Annotated in this window: 18 protein-coding genes; 6 read left to right on the forward strand and 12 right to left on the reverse strand. The window is 60.6% G+C overall.

The genetic code is table 11. From position 1 onward, the window contains the following. Nucleotides 1-48: 48 nt before the first annotated feature. From GGQ90_RS26400 to GGQ90_RS26440, 9 genes are all read right to left on the reverse strand, one after another. Nucleotides 49-1,059, reverse strand: a complete 1,011-nt coding sequence (locus GGQ90_RS26400; protein ID WP_188084380.1) for a FecR family protein — start codon at nt 1,057-1,059, stop codon at nt 49-51. After that, nucleotides 1,052-1,630 (reverse strand): RNA polymerase sigma factor, encoded by a 579-nt coding sequence (locus tag GGQ90_RS26405; RefSeq protein ID WP_188084381.1) that lies wholly within the window; start codon nt 1,628-1,630, stop codon nt 1,052-1,054. Before GGQ90_RS26405 ends, GGQ90_RS26400 begins: the two co-directional genes overlap by 8 nt. Before the next feature lie 580 nt (nt 1,631-2,210). Next, nucleotides 2,211-2,954: an arsenical resistance protein ArsH gene (arsH, locus tag GGQ90_RS26410; protein ID WP_188084382.1), complete on the reverse strand. Its 744-nt coding sequence runs from the start codon at nt 2,952-2,954 to the stop codon at nt 2,211-2,213. A gap of 17 nt (nt 2,955-2,971) precedes the next feature. Further along, nucleotides 2,972-3,304 carry a YnfA family protein gene (locus GGQ90_RS26415; protein WP_380766294.1) on the reverse strand — a complete coding sequence of 111 codons (333 nt, stop codon included), beginning with the start codon at nt 3,302-3,304 and terminating at the stop codon, nt 2,972-2,974. 5 nt (nt 3,305-3,309) lie between these two features. Then, nucleotides 3,310-4,380, reverse strand: a complete 1,071-nt coding sequence (arsB, locus tag GGQ90_RS26420; protein WP_188084384.1) for an ACR3 family arsenite efflux transporter — start codon at nt 4,378-4,380, stop codon at nt 3,310-3,312. After that, the gene (locus GGQ90_RS26425; protein WP_188084385.1) at nt 4,377-4,913 is read right to left on the reverse strand and encodes a GNAT family N-acetyltransferase; all 537 of its coding nucleotides are present in this window, start codon (nt 4,911-4,913) and stop codon (nt 4,377-4,379) included. The genes arsB and GGQ90_RS26425 overlap by 4 nt, the downstream gene beginning before the upstream one ends. A 3-nt stretch (nt 4,914-4,916) precedes the next feature. Next, nucleotides 4,917-5,351: an arsenate reductase (glutaredoxin) gene (gene arsC / locus GGQ90_RS26430; RefSeq protein ID WP_188084386.1), complete on the reverse strand. Its 435-nt coding sequence runs from the start codon at nt 5,349-5,351 to the stop codon at nt 4,917-4,919. Continuing rightward, nucleotides 5,348-5,869, reverse strand: coding sequence for an arsenate reductase ArsC (locus GGQ90_RS26435; RefSeq protein WP_188084387.1), 522 nt, complete (start codon nt 5,867-5,869; stop codon nt 5,348-5,350). The genes arsC and GGQ90_RS26435 overlap by 4 nt, the downstream gene beginning before the upstream one ends. Then, nucleotides 5,866-6,219, reverse strand: coding sequence for an ArsR/SmtB family transcription factor (locus GGQ90_RS26440; RefSeq protein WP_188084388.1), 354 nt, complete (start codon nt 6,217-6,219; stop codon nt 5,866-5,868). Before GGQ90_RS26440 ends, GGQ90_RS26435 begins: the two co-directional genes overlap by 4 nt. A 142-nt stretch (nt 6,220-6,361) precedes the next feature. On the opposite strand from GGQ90_RS26440, the gene GGQ90_RS26445 reads away from it, so the two are divergent. From GGQ90_RS26445 to GGQ90_RS26460, 4 genes are all read left to right on the forward strand, one after another. Then, nucleotides 6,362-7,858, forward strand: a complete 1,497-nt coding sequence (locus GGQ90_RS26445; protein WP_188084389.1) for an alkaline phosphatase family protein — start codon at nt 6,362-6,364, stop codon at nt 7,856-7,858. Nucleotides 7,859-7,922: 64 nt separating this feature from the next. Next, entirely contained in the window at nt 7,923-9,020 is a 1,098-nt protein-coding gene (locus GGQ90_RS26450; RefSeq protein ID WP_246428459.1) for an ArsO family NAD(P)H-dependent flavin-containing monooxygenase, read from the forward strand. 754 nt (nt 9,021-9,774) lie between these two features. Next, nucleotides 9,775-10,239 carry a nuclear transport factor 2 family protein gene (locus GGQ90_RS26455; RefSeq protein WP_188084398.1) on the forward strand — a complete coding sequence of 155 codons (465 nt, stop codon included), beginning with the start codon at nt 9,775-9,777 and terminating at the stop codon, nt 10,237-10,239. Next, nucleotides 10,236-10,829 carry an LmrA/YxaF family transcription factor gene (locus GGQ90_RS26460; protein ID WP_188084390.1) on the forward strand — a complete coding sequence of 198 codons (594 nt, stop codon included), beginning with the start codon at nt 10,236-10,238 and terminating at the stop codon, nt 10,827-10,829. The genes GGQ90_RS26455 and GGQ90_RS26460 overlap by 4 nt, the downstream gene beginning before the upstream one ends. Nucleotides 10,830-11,146: 317 nt before the next feature. Here GGQ90_RS26460 and GGQ90_RS29160 read toward each other — a convergent pair whose 3' ends face one another. Next, a complete protein-coding gene (locus tag GGQ90_RS29160) occupies nt 11,147-11,365 on the reverse strand; it encodes a hypothetical protein (RefSeq protein WP_223178473.1) in 219 nt (72 codons plus the stop codon). A gap of 34 nt (nt 11,366-11,399) precedes the next feature. Between GGQ90_RS29160 and GGQ90_RS26465 the strand changes: the two genes are divergently transcribed. Next, nucleotides 11,400-12,968: a site-specific integrase gene (locus GGQ90_RS26465; RefSeq protein ID WP_188084391.1), complete on the forward strand. Its 1,569-nt coding sequence runs from the start codon at nt 11,400-11,402 to the stop codon at nt 12,966-12,968. A 45-nt stretch (nt 12,969-13,013) separates the two neighbouring features. On the opposite strand, the gene GGQ90_RS26470 is transcribed toward GGQ90_RS26465, so the two are convergent. Continuing rightward, complete coding sequence (locus GGQ90_RS26470) at nt 13,014-13,259, reverse strand: helix-turn-helix domain-containing protein (protein ID WP_188084392.1); 246 nt, start codon at nt 13,257-13,259, stop codon at nt 13,014-13,016. A gap of 83 nt (nt 13,260-13,342) precedes the next feature. Between GGQ90_RS26470 and GGQ90_RS26475 the strand changes: the two genes are divergently transcribed. Next, nucleotides 13,343-13,885 carry a hypothetical protein gene (locus tag GGQ90_RS26475; RefSeq protein ID WP_188084393.1) on the forward strand — a complete coding sequence of 181 codons (543 nt, stop codon included), beginning with the start codon at nt 13,343-13,345 and terminating at the stop codon, nt 13,883-13,885. Here GGQ90_RS26475 and GGQ90_RS26480 read toward each other — a convergent pair whose 3' ends face one another. Then, the gene (locus GGQ90_RS26480; RefSeq protein ID WP_188084394.1) at nt 13,886-14,158 is read right to left on the reverse strand and encodes a hypothetical protein; all 273 of its coding nucleotides are present in this window, start codon (nt 14,156-14,158) and stop codon (nt 13,886-13,888) included. It abuts the gene before it with no gap. Between the last annotated feature and the right edge of the window lie 367 nt (nt 14,159-14,525).

Below are 14,525 nucleotides of genomic sequence, written 5' to 3' on the forward strand. Positions count from 1 at the left end.
GCGGGTTGGGCGGGAGACGATGAGGGCGGAAAACACCCGCCAACTATTTTAGGGGAGGGTGGAAGTTCGCGCGCGTCTCGACTGCAGCAGGAGAATATCCGGATGCGATTTATCGACGGTCAAGCCGAACATGGTCGCGACCGCACGGGCGAATTGCTGCGGATCCCGCGCCTGGAAGGCACCCGTGACGGCAAGGCTGGCAAGATGCGGGTCGGCCAGTCGTACCTGCGTTCGATTGTAGCGATTGATGGCGGCCACCGCATTGCCCAGCGGCGTGTCTTCAAGTGCCAACATGCCCGATACCCATCGTGCGTCGGCCATCGACAGCGGGCGCGGCGCGGCAGCCTGGCCCAGCGCGGCCTGCTCGCCGCCAACGAGCCGCTGCGGGCTACCCTTGCCATCAGGAGCGGTGCTGAGAAGCGCGACCTCTCCCTCGATCAAGGACACCAGCGGTTGCGGCCCGACGACGCTGACGTCGAAGAGCGTGTGTCGCGCGACGATCTCGCCGCCTGGAACGGCAACGGTGAAGGGCCGATCGTCCTTCGCCACCGAAAAACGCGCCCGCCCCTGCTTAAGGTCGAGCCGCCGGGACGCACGGCTGAAACGAATATGAACCACGGTCGACGTATCGAGCGTGAGGTTCGACCCGTCCGCGAGACGCACGCTTCGAATTTCACCGACGGCTGTCTGGTAGGTCGCCGCCTCGGCCGGAGCGACAAAACCAAAGGATCCTGCGTGCCGGACAATCCCGACAGTGCCTAATCCCAGGAGGGCAGCAAGGCTCAGGCTGACGGCACCGACATGCGTGCTTCGGCGCATCAGAAACGGTGCGCGGACGAGCTTGCGGGTGCGACCGACGGCACTGTCGGCAAGCTGCGCACTGTCGCGCCAATCGCGGGCCACCTGTCCATAGGCGATGGGGTGTCGCGGATCGGCTTCCAGCCAAGCAGCAAAGGCCTGTTCCACCGCGGCATCGGCACCGGCCTGCCGACGCACCAGCCAAGCGCCAGCCGCGTCATGCACGGCGGGTGGAATCGAGGCCCGTTCAGGATCAGTCATCGTGGCGCAGATGTCGCCCGAGTTGCTTGATCGCCCGGCTCATTTGTTTCTCGACACCCCTTATGCTCAGCCCGGTCTGCTCGGCTATCTCTGCATAACTATAGCCGTCGAGACGACATGCGAGGAAAATCTGTCGCCGAAGAGGCTTGAGCCGAAGGACGGCCTGCTCGATCCGCGCGAGCCGGTCACGGGCCTCCAGGGCGGCGACCGGGTCGGTGTCGGGCAACGCCACGTCTTCGATGGACACATGCAGGTGCGCGCTATTGCGTCCGACCGTCCTGGCGTCGTCGCGGACGAGATTGCGCGCCGCCTGGCGCAAATAGGTTGCGGGAGATAGGATCGCAGCCGTCTGCGCCGCCGTCTTCCCGGCCATGCGGGCGAAGACCTGCTGGACGATATCTTCGGCGCGGTCGTCGGATGCGCGCCGCGACAGAAATCGAAGCAATCCTGGCCGTTCGGCGCGGTAGAGATCGCCAAGCACGTCCTTCGGCGCTTCCACCAGGTCATGGCCAGGCGGAAGCGGATCGCATTCATCAAGAGGCAGGCGCGCAGCGCCTAATGCGGTCGACATCTCGACCGAACGTCCTTTGGGGATCTCGCTTCACGCACCATCGACAACGCCTCCATGCAACTGGCGAGGCGTTGCCGACAAAAGCCGGGTGTAGAGAACATGCTTGAGACATGCGCCGACGCCTTTGGCCGCAAGCGGCTTGGACATGCGCGTCGGCCACCCGGCCGCGTCGATGGCGGGTCAAACTGGCTTCCCAAGCGAGGTTCTCAAGCCTCGGCGCCACCTTCGCAGCGCGCAGCCAGACTAACATTCTGATTCACAGAAGCAATACCGCAGGGGAGATTGCCGTTGGGCTTGCCTATCGACGTGAAAGGGCGAACGTCACCTTCGCCCTTTTTCATGGCGCTTTGCGGTGACAGTGGTCGCGATCATTCGGCACGGCCCTCGATCGAACGACGTACAATTCATCGTCGATATCGCGCGCAACATGGAGGCCCCGATAGGCCAACCGTCACAGGCAGCGACACGGCGAGGCAGGGCAGCGATCCGACGGCTTCAAACCCGCCTTGTCGATGCGTGCCTTTTTCCGATGCTTGCCGGGTGCCAGGCGCGTGATGGTACGCACCGATGATCGTGATCGTTAGGCAAGTCCTGCCTTTTCGACATGCGTAACGACAGGTTCGTCGCGTTCCTTGCGTTCCGAGTAGCGATCAACCAGTTGGTCGGCATGAGGGCGTAGCAAGACGGTGAACCTGACAAGTTCCTCCACGACATCGACGATACGATCATAATAGGCCGACGGCTTCATCCGCCCCGCTTCGTCGAACTCCTCATAGGCCTTGGCGACGGAGGACTGGTTGGGGATCGTGAACATCCGCATCCATCGTCCAAGGACACGCAGCGTATTGATGCTGTTGAAGGATTGCGACCCCGCCGACACCTGCATGACCGCCAGCGTCCGCCCCTGTGTCGGTCGCAACCCTTTATAGGCCAGTGGCAGATGATCGACCTGCGCCTTCATGATCCCCGTGATCTGGCCATGGCGTTCCGGGCTGCACCAGACCTGGCCTTCCGACCAGAGCGAATGGGCACGCAATTCATGGACAGCGGGATGATCGTCGCCGGCAACCTGATCAGGCAGCGGCAGGTCGCGCGGATCGAAGATGCGCGTCTCGCACCCGAAATATTGCAGCAGGCGCGCGGACTCCTCGACGACGAGCCGCGAATAGGACCGATCCCGCAGCGATCCGTAGAGCAGCAGGATGCGGGGTGGCGGATCCAGTTCGCCAAGGCCCAGCGCCGGACGGCGATGCGCATAGTCCGGGTTCAACGCCGGGAGCGCGTCGGCACCAGACAGGGTACGAAGATAGCGAAAGTCCGACATATTGATATTCAACTCCATCAAGCCGCGCGTGGGCCGAGCAGGATGACCGCTGCGCCAATGATGCAGATGGCAGCGCCGACCATATCCCACTGATCGGGTTGCTGCCGCTCCACCAGCCAAAGCCAGAGAAGCGATGCCAGTACATAGATGCCGCCATAGGCGGCATAGGTGCGCCCTGCCGCCTCGCTGTCGACAAAGGTGAGAAGCCAGGCGAAGATCAACAGCGAGACGCCGCCCGGCAACAACCAAAGGGCCGACTTGCCGAGCCGCACCCAGGCCCAGAAGGCGAAGCAACCGGCGATCTCGAAAAAGGCCGCGCCAAGGAAGATCAACAAGGAGGGCGCGGCGATGATATTCATGCCCGATCTCTCGCTGGAACCGTAGCCGGGAACCATCGCCGCCCGAACCAGAAGGCGACGTTCACCAGCAGGATCAGCACCGGCACCTCGACCAGCGGACCGATCACCGCTGCGAACGCAACCGGAGAAGCCAGGCCGAACGCGGCAATGGCGACCGCGATCGCCAGCTCGAAATTATTGCCCGCCGCCGTGAAGGCCACCGCCGTGGTGCGCGGATAGTCGCTGGCGATCAGCTTGCCCATGAAGAAGCTGATCGTGAACTGCACGACGAAATAGATGGTCAGCGGGATGGCGATGCGGATCGCGTCGCCGGGCAACGTCACGATCTCGTTGCCCTTCAGGCTGAACATGGCGACGATCGTGAACAACAGGGCGATCAGCGTGACGGGACCGATCCTTGGCAGGAATAGGCCTTCATACCAGTCATCGCCCTTTGCCCTGACCAACAGCTTGCGGGTCAGATATCCCGCTAGGAACGGCACGCCGAGATAGATCAGCACTGCCTCTGCAATCGTCCAGAAGCTGACGTCGATGACGCTGCCCTCAAGGCCAAACAGTGGTGGCAGGAAAGCAAGGAAGAACCAGGCATAGACGCTGAAAAACAGGATCTGGAAGATCGAGTTGAACGCGACTAGCGCCGCAACATATTGATTGTCGCCCTTGGCCAACTGGTTCCAGACGATGACCATGGCGATGCAGCGGGCCAAGCCGATCAAGATCAAGCCCGTCATATATTCCGGCTGGTCACGCAGGAAGAGAACCGCCAGCGCGAACATCAGCACCGGCCCGATGATCCAGTTCTGGATCAGCGAGATCGCCAGCACCCGCTTGTCCTCGAACACGCGCGGCAACTCCTCGTAGCGCACCCGCGCAAGCGGCGGATACATCATCAGGATAAGGCCAATGGCGATCGGGATGTTCGTCGTGCCCCAGGACAGGGTGTTGATCGCCTGCGGCAGCCCCTCGACCATTGTGCCCAGGCCGACGCCGAGCGCCATGGCGAGGAAAATCCACAAGGTGAGGTAGCGGTCGAGGAACGACAGGCGCGGACGACAGGTCTGGGTCATTGGGGTTCCTTGAGCGGAGGGGCGGAATCTCCGGCGCCCAGCGCAATCTGCATGTAGATGGTGTCGAGCCAGCGGCCGAACTTGCGCCCCACCGATTGCATGCGGCCAGCGTGCTGGAAGCCGAGGCGGGCATGAAGCGCAACCGACGCCGGTTCGCCACCCCCGATGACGGCGATCATCTGGCGAAATCCGGCCGCCTGCGCCTGCCCCAGCAGCGCACCCAACAGCGCCTTGCCGATGCCTTGGCTCTGGCGGTCGGGATGGACATAGATCGAGTTTTCGCAGGTCGAGCCATAAGCAGGGCGGTCGCGAAATTGGGTAGCATAGGCATAGCCCATCACTTGCCCGTCCTGCTCGGCGACTAGAAAGGGCCAGCCTCTTGCAGAAGATTCCGCGATCCCGCCTTCGGTTTCGACCAGGGAGCGCGGCACGGTATCGAAACTGGCCGTGCCATGGCGGACATGATGGGCGTAGATGGCGGCAATCGCCGAAGCGTCGGCTGGAATTGCCTGACGGACAGCGGTCGCCGCCATCGTTCAGGCCGCGCCCATGCGGGCGCCAGTGGCATCCACCACCTGCTCGCCATCTTCCTTGGTAAAGGCGCCTTGCTGGGCCGCCGGGATCAGGTCGAGCACGGCTTCGGAGGGGCGGCAGAGTTTGACGCCCAGCGGCGACACCACCAGGGGGCGGTTGATGAGGATCGGATGCGCCATCATCGCATCGATCAGCGCGGCGTCGGACAAGCTGTCATCATCCAGACCCAGTTCTGCGAAGGGCGTGCCCTTTTCCCGCAGCAGGGCGCGGGGGGCGATCCCGGCACGCGCAATCAGGCTTTCCAACATGGCGCGCGATGGCGGCGTCTTGAGATATTCCACGACATGCGGTTCGATACCCGCGTTACGGATCATGGCCAGCGTGTTGCGCGACGTACCGCATTCCGGGTTGTGATAGATGATGATGTCATATGTCATAGGTCCGCTCCCGCCTTGTTGCTGGCGCCGTCGCTTTGTCCGATTTCCTTGAGCTTGCGGCGTGTCGCCATGTCATCGAGGCTGGAAAGCGGCAGTGCCAGGAACAGGGCGATGCGGTTCTGCAGAAAGCGCAGCGCCTGGAGGAAGGCGTCGCGCTGTCCCTCGCCCTCGACCGCCGCGGGGTCTTCGATGCCCCAATGCGCGGTCATCGGATGGCCGATCCACACCGGGCAGGTCTCGCCCGCCGCATTGTCGCAGACGGTGAAGATGAAATCGAACTGCGGCGCACCCGGCACGGCGAACTCGTCCCAGCTTTTCGACCGCATCCCGTCGGTGTCGAAGCCAAGGCCCGAAAGGACGGACAGCGCCATGGGGTGGACTTCGCCCTTGGGCTGGCTGCCTGCACTCCAGGCGCGAAAACGGCCTTCGCCCAGCTTGTTCATCAACGCCTCGCCCAGAATGGAACGGGCGGAATTGCCAGTGCACAGGAACAGGACGTTATAGATTTTGTCGGTCATGCTGGGGCTCCCTCAGAAACTGCATCGCAACGGATGGATGAAAGAAGGCTGTCGCACATCTGGGGATCGCCCTGGCAGCAATCCGCCATCAAAAAGCCGAGCAACGCCTGCATCCCGGCATAGTCCGCAGCATAGTGAATGAGACGGCTGGTCCGCCATGAGATGGCAAGTCCGGCCTGCTCCAGCTTGGCCAGATGGTGCGACATGGTGGACGGCGGCACATCCATTGCCTGCGCAAGTGATCCCGCAATCATGCCATCGGGGCCGGCCTTCACTAGCAGGCGGAACACAGAAAGCCGTGTATCCTGTGCCAGCGCGGCAAGCGCAGCGACAGCTTTATCCTGGTCCATTGCTACCTCGATTCGATCACCGTCGAATTATGGTCCTACAAGACGTCCGTCAATGACATTTCGAGAAACGTAAAAATATCGAATAATTGTCGTCTTTCTGTCATCATCGCGTGGAAGGAGATTTTCCTAAAGGAGACCTTTCATGCTGGCTGCCCGCCGTTTCGCTTGCGCTTCCATCGTTGCGCTACTCATTACCGCAGGTCCGGCGCTGGCCCAGCACGCCACTACGACGGACGCCTATCGCGCGCAGGCCATGGCCGAACTGGAGCGTATCAAGGCGGATGCGCCGGTGGTCAGCAAGGCGCGCAACATCATCCTGTTCATCGGCGACGGCATGGGGGTAGCCACCCTGACCGCAGCGCGCATCCATCAGGGGCAGCGGCAGGGCCTGGACGGTGAATCCTTCGTGCCCGCCATGGACCGCCTGTCCAACACCGCGCTGGTCAAGACCTACTCGCATGACGGGCAGGTGTCGGACTCGGCACCAACCGCCACGGCGATCCTGACCGGCGTCAAGACCCGCAATGGCGTTATCGGCGTCGGCCCCGAAGTGGCGGAAAATGACTGCGCGGCCAGCAAGGCGCATCGCCTGCCGTCACTGTTCGGCTTCGCCCAGGCGCAGGGGATGGCGACCGGCGTGATCTCCACGGCCCGCATCACCCATGCGACGCCTGCCGCCACCTATGCCCACACCGCCCAGCGCGACTGGGAAGCCGATGGCGACCTGTCCGCCGACGCCCGCGCGCAGGGCTGCATCGACATCGCGCGGCAGATGATCGAGGGCGACGTCGGCTCACGGCTCGACCTCATCCTAGGAGGCGGTCGCGCCAACTTTCTGCCTGCGAAAACTCGCGACCCCGAATATGCCGATGGCAAGGGCAAGCGTACCGATCGGCGCGACCTGACGAAAGAGTGGCGCAAGCGCAATCCGCGTGGTGCCTATGTCTGGAACAGCGACGCCTTCGCCAAGGTCGATCTCGCCAAGACCTCGCGCCTGCTCGGCCTCTTCGAGCCCGACCATATGCAATATGAAGCCGATCGGGCGAAGGACACCGGCGGAGAGCCCTCGCTGGCGGATATGACCCGCGCGGCAATCACCATGCTGGGCAGCCGCGAAACGGGTTATGTCCTGTTGGTGGAAGGCGGCCGGATCGACCACGCCCATCATGCCGGGAACGCCCGACGGGCGCTGGAGGACACCATCGCCATGGACGAGGCAGTCAAGGTCGCGATGGAGATGACCGACCGCACGGATACGCTGGTGCTGGCAACCGCGGACCATAGCCACACCTTCGCGATCAGCGGCTACCCCGGTCGGGGTAACCCGATCCTGGGTACGGTGACCAATGGCGGTCAGGCGCTCAAGGCGAAGGATGGCAAAGGCTATACGACGCTGGGCTACGCCAATGGTCCGGGTGCGACGATCGACACACCCCGCGCCGATCCGCTCCAGACTGACACGACGGCGCTCGACTATCGCCAGCAGGCGCTGGTGCCGCTGGGGTCGGAAACGCACGGTGGCGACGATGTGCTGGCCCGCGCATCAGGGCCGATGGCGCATCTGGTCAAGGGCACGATCGAGCAGCACAGCCTCTATTACATCATGCGCGAGGCGCTTGCCGGACCGACCTCTGAATGAGGGGTGGCGACCATATCTGCCAGTGGCCACGCATCGCCTATCGTCACAGGTGACATAATAGCCCATGCAGGACTGGCCTGGCATGATCCCCTTTGCCGGCCTCGGTCAGGACCAGACATTGGACACGCATGACATCATCATCGTCGGCGGCGGGCAGATGGGCCTGTCGCTCGGCTATTATCTGCGCCGTGCGAAAGCGGACTTCCTGATCCTCGATCGCGAAGATGGGCCGGGCGGCGCCTGGCGTCATGGCTGGAATTCGCTCCGGCTGTTCTCGCCGGCGGGATATAGTTCGCTTCCCGGATGGATGATGCCGCCGCCACATCATGAAGGCTATCCGACCCGCGATGATGTGCTCGCCTATCTGCACGCCTATGAGCAACGCTACGACCTGCCGATCCGCCGCCCTGTCCGTGTGGAGACGATCGAGCCAGGCGGCGCAGGGCTGGAGATCAGCACGAACCATGGCAAGATGACGGCGAAAATGGTCGTCAGTGCGACCGGCACATGGTCGCATCCCTATGTGCCGGACATAGCTGGACGCGCGTCGTTCGAAGGCAGCCAGGTTCATTCCGCGCACTATGTTGGCCCCGAAGACTATGCCGGGCAGACCGTGCTGGTGGTAGGCGGCGGCAACAGCGGCGCGCAGATCATGGCCGAAATTGCCCCGATAGCCCGTGCCCTGTGGGTAACGACCCAGGAACCTATCTTCCTGCCTGATGACGTTGATGGCCGTGTGCTGTTCGAACGGGCCATCGCGCGCATGAAGGGCGGCCCAAGTGACGTGCCGGTCGGAGGCATTGGCGACATCGTCATGGTTCCGCCGATCAAGGCCGCGCGCGACCGGGGCGACTTGTCTTCGGTAAGGCCTTTTGACCGGATGACGCCTACTGGCGTCGTCTGGCCGGACGGATCGAACATGGCCGTCGATGCCATCATCTGGTGTACCGGGTTCAGGCCCGCGCTCGCTCATTTGGTTGGACTAGGGGTAGTGGAGGGCGATGGAAAGGTCGTCGTCGAGAGCCAGCGTTCGGTCAAAGAGCCGCATCTGTGGCTTGCGGGATATGGTGACTGGACTGGACCGGGTTCAGCTACCCTGATGGGCGCGGCCCGAACCGCGCGTGACATGGCGCATGCTCTCACGAACGCCATCAACAGCTGATGCTTCCATTTGTCGGACACAGCATGCCCGGGTGGAATGATGGCGTTTTCGCATAGCCGCATCCGTCGAAGGCAGATAACTCGAATTTGCGGCGTTGCAGAGTGTCAATCAGCCAGCGGCGAAACCGCCATTTCCAGTGGCTGCCTCTGGCCTTCTCCGATAAGTGCTATTCGGCGACAACGACTTCCGGGTTAATGCTCACCTACCATATTGGGCAGATCACTTTGGCAGGTGCATGGTTCGTCCCGTGCGATCCGATCGCAAGGTTGCGGCGACCGGCGCATATGCCTCACCGGGGTTAAGTTGAATCATCCCCTGTGAGCTATCAGCAGTGAACGCGACGTCACCATGCGCAGCGTCACAAATTGAATGGCAGATCCTTCCACTCGCTTGACGCATTATAGTGGGTTTCGACCGCTTCGAGACGCTGGGCACGCCGGTTGCGAGTGTCGGTCTTTCCTCAAAGCTGACAGTGGGGCTGGCGTATTTCATGTCACCGACACTGCAAACGGTGAGAGCTGACCACGGCCCTTCCCTGCCAAGGGTGTTCATCAAACCTCAGAAATCGATCTTACATTGCCAAGCAGACGACACTCCAGTCTCGCCGTGCAAAAAACATCTTGTACCTATCGGTACAGGGCTAGAGCCCTTCGAGGAGACTCGGATGAAACGCCGCACTTTCATTGCTTCCCTATCTGCCGTGACACTCACGCTTCCTACAATTGCCAAGGCCACCACCACGAAAGGAAATTCCATGTCCCGTCCTCCCATGCCCCCGTTCACCCTTGAAACCGCTATCCAGAAGGTGCGTTTGGCCGAAGATGGCTGGAACAGCCGTGACGCAGCCAAGGTCGCACTGGCCTACACGTTGGATACGCGCTGGCGTAACCGCGTGGAATTCGCCACCAACCGCGAGCAGGCTCAGGCCTTTCTTGAGCGAAAGTGGAACAAGGAACACGATTACCGCCTGATCAAGGAACTCTGGGCTTTCACCGGCAACCGCATTGCTGTGCGTTATGCCTATGAGTATCACGACGACAACGGCCAGTGGTTCCGCGCCTATGGCAACGAGAATTGGCAATTTGCAGAAGACGGACTGATGTCGAACCGACACGCCAGCATCAACGAGATGCCGATCAAGGAAGCGGACCGGTTGTTTCACTGGCCGCTGGGCCGCCGTCCGGATGATCATGCCTCGTTGAGCGACCTCGACCTGTGAAAGCCAAACGCGCCCTCACCGATCGTGCAAGTGCAATATCGGCCTTGGCCGAAGCCTTCCGCGAGCACGGGTTCGAGGGCGCGACCCTGGCCACCCTGTCAAAGGCAACCGGCCTTGGCAAAGGCAGCCTCTACAACTTCTTTCCCGGTGGGAAGGAAGAGATGATGGACGCCGTTCTGGAGAATATCGATGGCTGGTTTGCCAACGCTATTTTCGCGCCATTGGAGCAGACCCTGAATCCTGCGGCGGCGATCACGGCGATGTTCGACGATGTGACCGCCTATTTCCACTCCGGGCGAAGGGTATGTGTCGTTGGAAGCCTCGGACTGAACTCCGCCGGCGATGCCTTCGCAGTGAAGGTGAAGGGCTACTTCGCGCGCTGGATCGCGGCACTTGCCCGCTGCCTTGAAGCGGGCAAGGTTCCGCCAGCCTTAGCCGCATCCCTTGCCGAGGAGGCCGTTTCCGGCATACAGGGAGCCATCGTACTGGCCCGGGCGCTTGATGAGGAAGCCAGCTTTCTGCGGATCGTTCAACGCCTCCGCTCATCCTTGATCGACGCAATCAGTCGCCACGGCTGGCATCCCTCGTGATTGGCCGCTTTCGGCGCGGGCGGTCATTGGCGTGTAATCTCAGAACGGCAGAAATGTCCCAAAATGTGGCGCTTGATTTCAACGAAGTCGGCTCTGCGACGCAGCAGGCAGCACCCGACCAGAGCACGGGTCCGTTCCGCGGGAGGGTCTCTTGGGATGACGTAGCGTAGTATTGATCAGGATTTGGGAGCGGCGGTGTCGCCATGTAATCTTGGAGTTCCTTCAACCGAAAGGAAACCATAGGTCCAACTGCTGCCTCTGGCTTTCTCTGATAAGTGCTATTCGGCGACAACGTCTTCCGGGATAACGCCCACCTACTATATTGAGCAGGTCACTTGGCAGGTGCATGGTTCGTCCACTGCGATCCAGCCTTTTCCAGACGATGTGATGGTGTTATTGATGGTGCCGTCGATTTCCCACTGCCAATTTGCAGGGTAAATCAGCTGCTTGAATGCCCGATAAGAGTGTTCTTCTGGCACCACTTTTTCTAGGGGCTTGAAATCTCTGGAAAACATTGGAATTGCAGGCTTTTTCACAAGCGTCTAGTACAAACGTACGAGGACGAAGCCAATGTGTTCCTATCTGCACAAAGCACCCAACGGCGTCTATTATTTCCGCATGACCGTGCCTGCGGACTTGCGCCCATTCATGGGTGGCAAGCGGGAAATCAAAATGTCTCTGGGCCTAAAGGACCGGGATGCCGCCAAGCTAATCATCCCCGATCATACCAAGGCCGCTCATAAGCTGCTGGACCAAGCACGCCGGGATAAGGCTGCTGCTGACAAGCCAGCTCCGATGCCATCGTTACCGCGATCCCCTGCACAGCTAAGGCGGGACCGGGAACAGTGGGAATGGGAGCAAGAGCAGGCTGACCTTCTGGGGCAGGCGCTAAGCGATCAGGACAGTGAGATTGAGGCGCTGGAGCCGATCATGGATGCCATGATGGAGGGCAGAAGCATTGACGCCTCTCCCGCCGACATTCTCCGGGCTGGGCAATTGCTGGTCCAGCATGAGCGTGAAATGGCTGAGATTGAACAGCAACAGCTTGTCGGTCGTATGCTGGGGCGCAATCAGGCGCGCGCATCGGAAGCTAAAAATCAGGCTGTAGAATACGAAGGCGGCACCCCAGCCGGGAAGGGCAAGGGCGTCTATCTCGATACCGATATTGTCGATGGCTGGGCCGCTGAGCGCAAGCCGTCGCCCCGTGGCAAGGACGCCTATTGGCGGGACGCCAAGCTGTTCAACAGCATGATTGGTCGGAAGTCCGTCGAGCAAATCACCAAGGCCGATGTGATGACCTACAAGCGTATGCTGATTGCTGATCCTAAGCGGTCGCAAATCAATGTGCGGGACCGGCTGGCCTACCTCCGCACCCTGCTGGAGTGGGCGGCGCAAGAGGATATTGTTCCGGTCAACGTCGCCCGTGATGTGAAAATGGCGGTTAGCGAGCGGGGCGAGAAGCGCAAGGATTTCAGCATTGATGACCTGAACGCGCTGTTCTCTGGGTCGGTCTATAAGGCTGATAAGCGGTCCAAGGCTGGCTATGGGGAGGCTGCATATTGGATGCCGCTCATTGCACTGTTCATGGGTGCGCGACGGGAGGAAATCGGCCAGCTTCGGGTCGGTGATGTGAAGCGCGTTGCCTACATCGACGCTGCCGAACAGCGGCAAGAGGCGTGGTGCATCGACATTACGGACATAGGCGATGATGACGCCTTGCCCAATCAAATCAAGAACGACGCGAGCAGGCGCTTAGTGCCGCTTCATCCCAAGCTGATTGAACTGGGCTTTGTCGATTATGTGGCCAAGCTGCCCGATCAGGCGGGACGGGTCTTTCCTGCCCTACAGCCTATTGGTATCGGCATGAAGCTGACCGACAAATGGGGCCAGTGGTTCAGCCGGTATAAGCGCGCCTGCGGTATTGATGACAAAGCGAAGGTTTTTCACTCCTTCCGGCATACATGGAAAACGCTGGCCGTTGATGCTGGGATCAATGAGCGGGTATGCCGTCAATTCCAAGGACATGAGGGCAAGGACGCTGCTGACAAATATGGCGCGGCTCCATCCATGCGGGCCTTGGTCGATGCCATCGCATCCTTTCGCATCCCCGGCCTGAAATTGCCGACGCCTAAAGGGTAAAGGGCGCCAAACAGGCGGAATGATGCCTGCTACCAAGGAACGCCGTTAAAGGTCCGCTTCCGTCAAAAGTTCGGAAGGGCGTAATTGGATAGCGGCGGCGATGCGACTTAGGTTCAAGAACGTGACGTTCCGTTCGCCGCGCTCAATCTTGCCCATGTGCGAGCGATCAATGCCAGCAGCATCCGCCAACGCTTCTTGCGATAGTCCAGCCGACTTGCGTTTGCTGCGGATCGCAATGCCCAGTCGAATCAACTGCCCGTCTGTGTCATGATGTCCTGCGATCCGTGCCACTGCCAAGCCATCGTGGCTTGACTATTTTATGACCACGGTATTTACGACCCAAACGCTATCATCGATTTGCTTGGGAGAAAGCAATGTTCGGGGCCATCAAGGTGACGCTTCAACTCAGTGCAGCAGCCGTCGTCGTCCAAAACTTGTTGGAGCGATGGCAGCATACCGGCCTTTTTGACCTCGATCCAAAGGCGCTATCGAGCAAATTGGTTGCTCGCGCCTATGGTCAAGATGAAGGGCAATTCAACGGGAAGAAGGGACCAAGACCGCACAAAATCGCCGTTGCAGCCCTAGCATTTGCTCAGGGCATGAGAGACTATGATCTTTCGAGTGACGAATATAACGCCTGCCATCTGTCGATTGGCTCGATCCTGATGGAGATAGAAGCAAACGGCCATAACTATCCGCTCACTGGCAAGGACCGGCTATTCCTCGAATTGGCAGCACGAGAATACGCAAGCCGTGATCCTGTGAACGTAAATGATGTGGCTGATTTACAGCCTCCCTCCCAGGATGCCGCCAGCATCGCGCCGTTGACCGTGGAGGCGCGTTCCTCTGACCCGGAGTTGCGACGCCGCATGTCTGATTTACAGGCTAGAATGGACGCATTTCCCGGCCGGAATTAGCTAATACCAACCTGCCCAGATGAGCGCGTCTTTTAGTTCGGGGAGCATTTCCATCAACTCCCATACACGCTGCCCTGACACTTTGCTCAGGTCCGGTTCGACATAGCCATCGGGATACGTGACTTCCAATCGTCCGGTCGGGAACCGCCTGACGCTGACGCGGCCAAACTCTTTAATAATAAACTCATCGTTCTTTTCCCGACGCTGCCGGTCCACCATGTCCAGATAGCCGTCACGGCTTTGCCTGACCTTTGGGACAAGCCCTGCTTTCATGCGCTCGAAATTCTCGCGCCCCCTGTTCAGGTGGCAAGTGTAGCAGGCGCGGTCACGGGTTCGTCTACGGAAGCTTCCGCATCGGCCACAGGGGGCGCTCAGGCGTATGTAGGAGGACATCCCGGCAAGGAAGGCAGCAAACCTTCGCGGATCATTCACGCGGGCTTCCAGAGCCTTCAGAAAGGCCGGATCAGACTGGCATATGCGACGCTGCTGTGCGCCCAGCTTATTCGCTCTGGGTTGCTGTTGGTGAAGCGCGAAACGCGCATCGCTGTGGATCGGCGTGCAAAAAGAACCCCGTTAGCGGGGTGATCGGCGTCTAAAAGGGACCCCTCATTTCGATGGTTTAAGCAGCCGGCTGGATTTT

It is taken from the genome of Sphingobium scionense, from assembly GCF_014197035.1.
Lineage (GTDB): Bacteria > Pseudomonadota > Alphaproteobacteria > Sphingomonadales > Sphingomonadaceae > Sphingobium > Sphingobium scionense.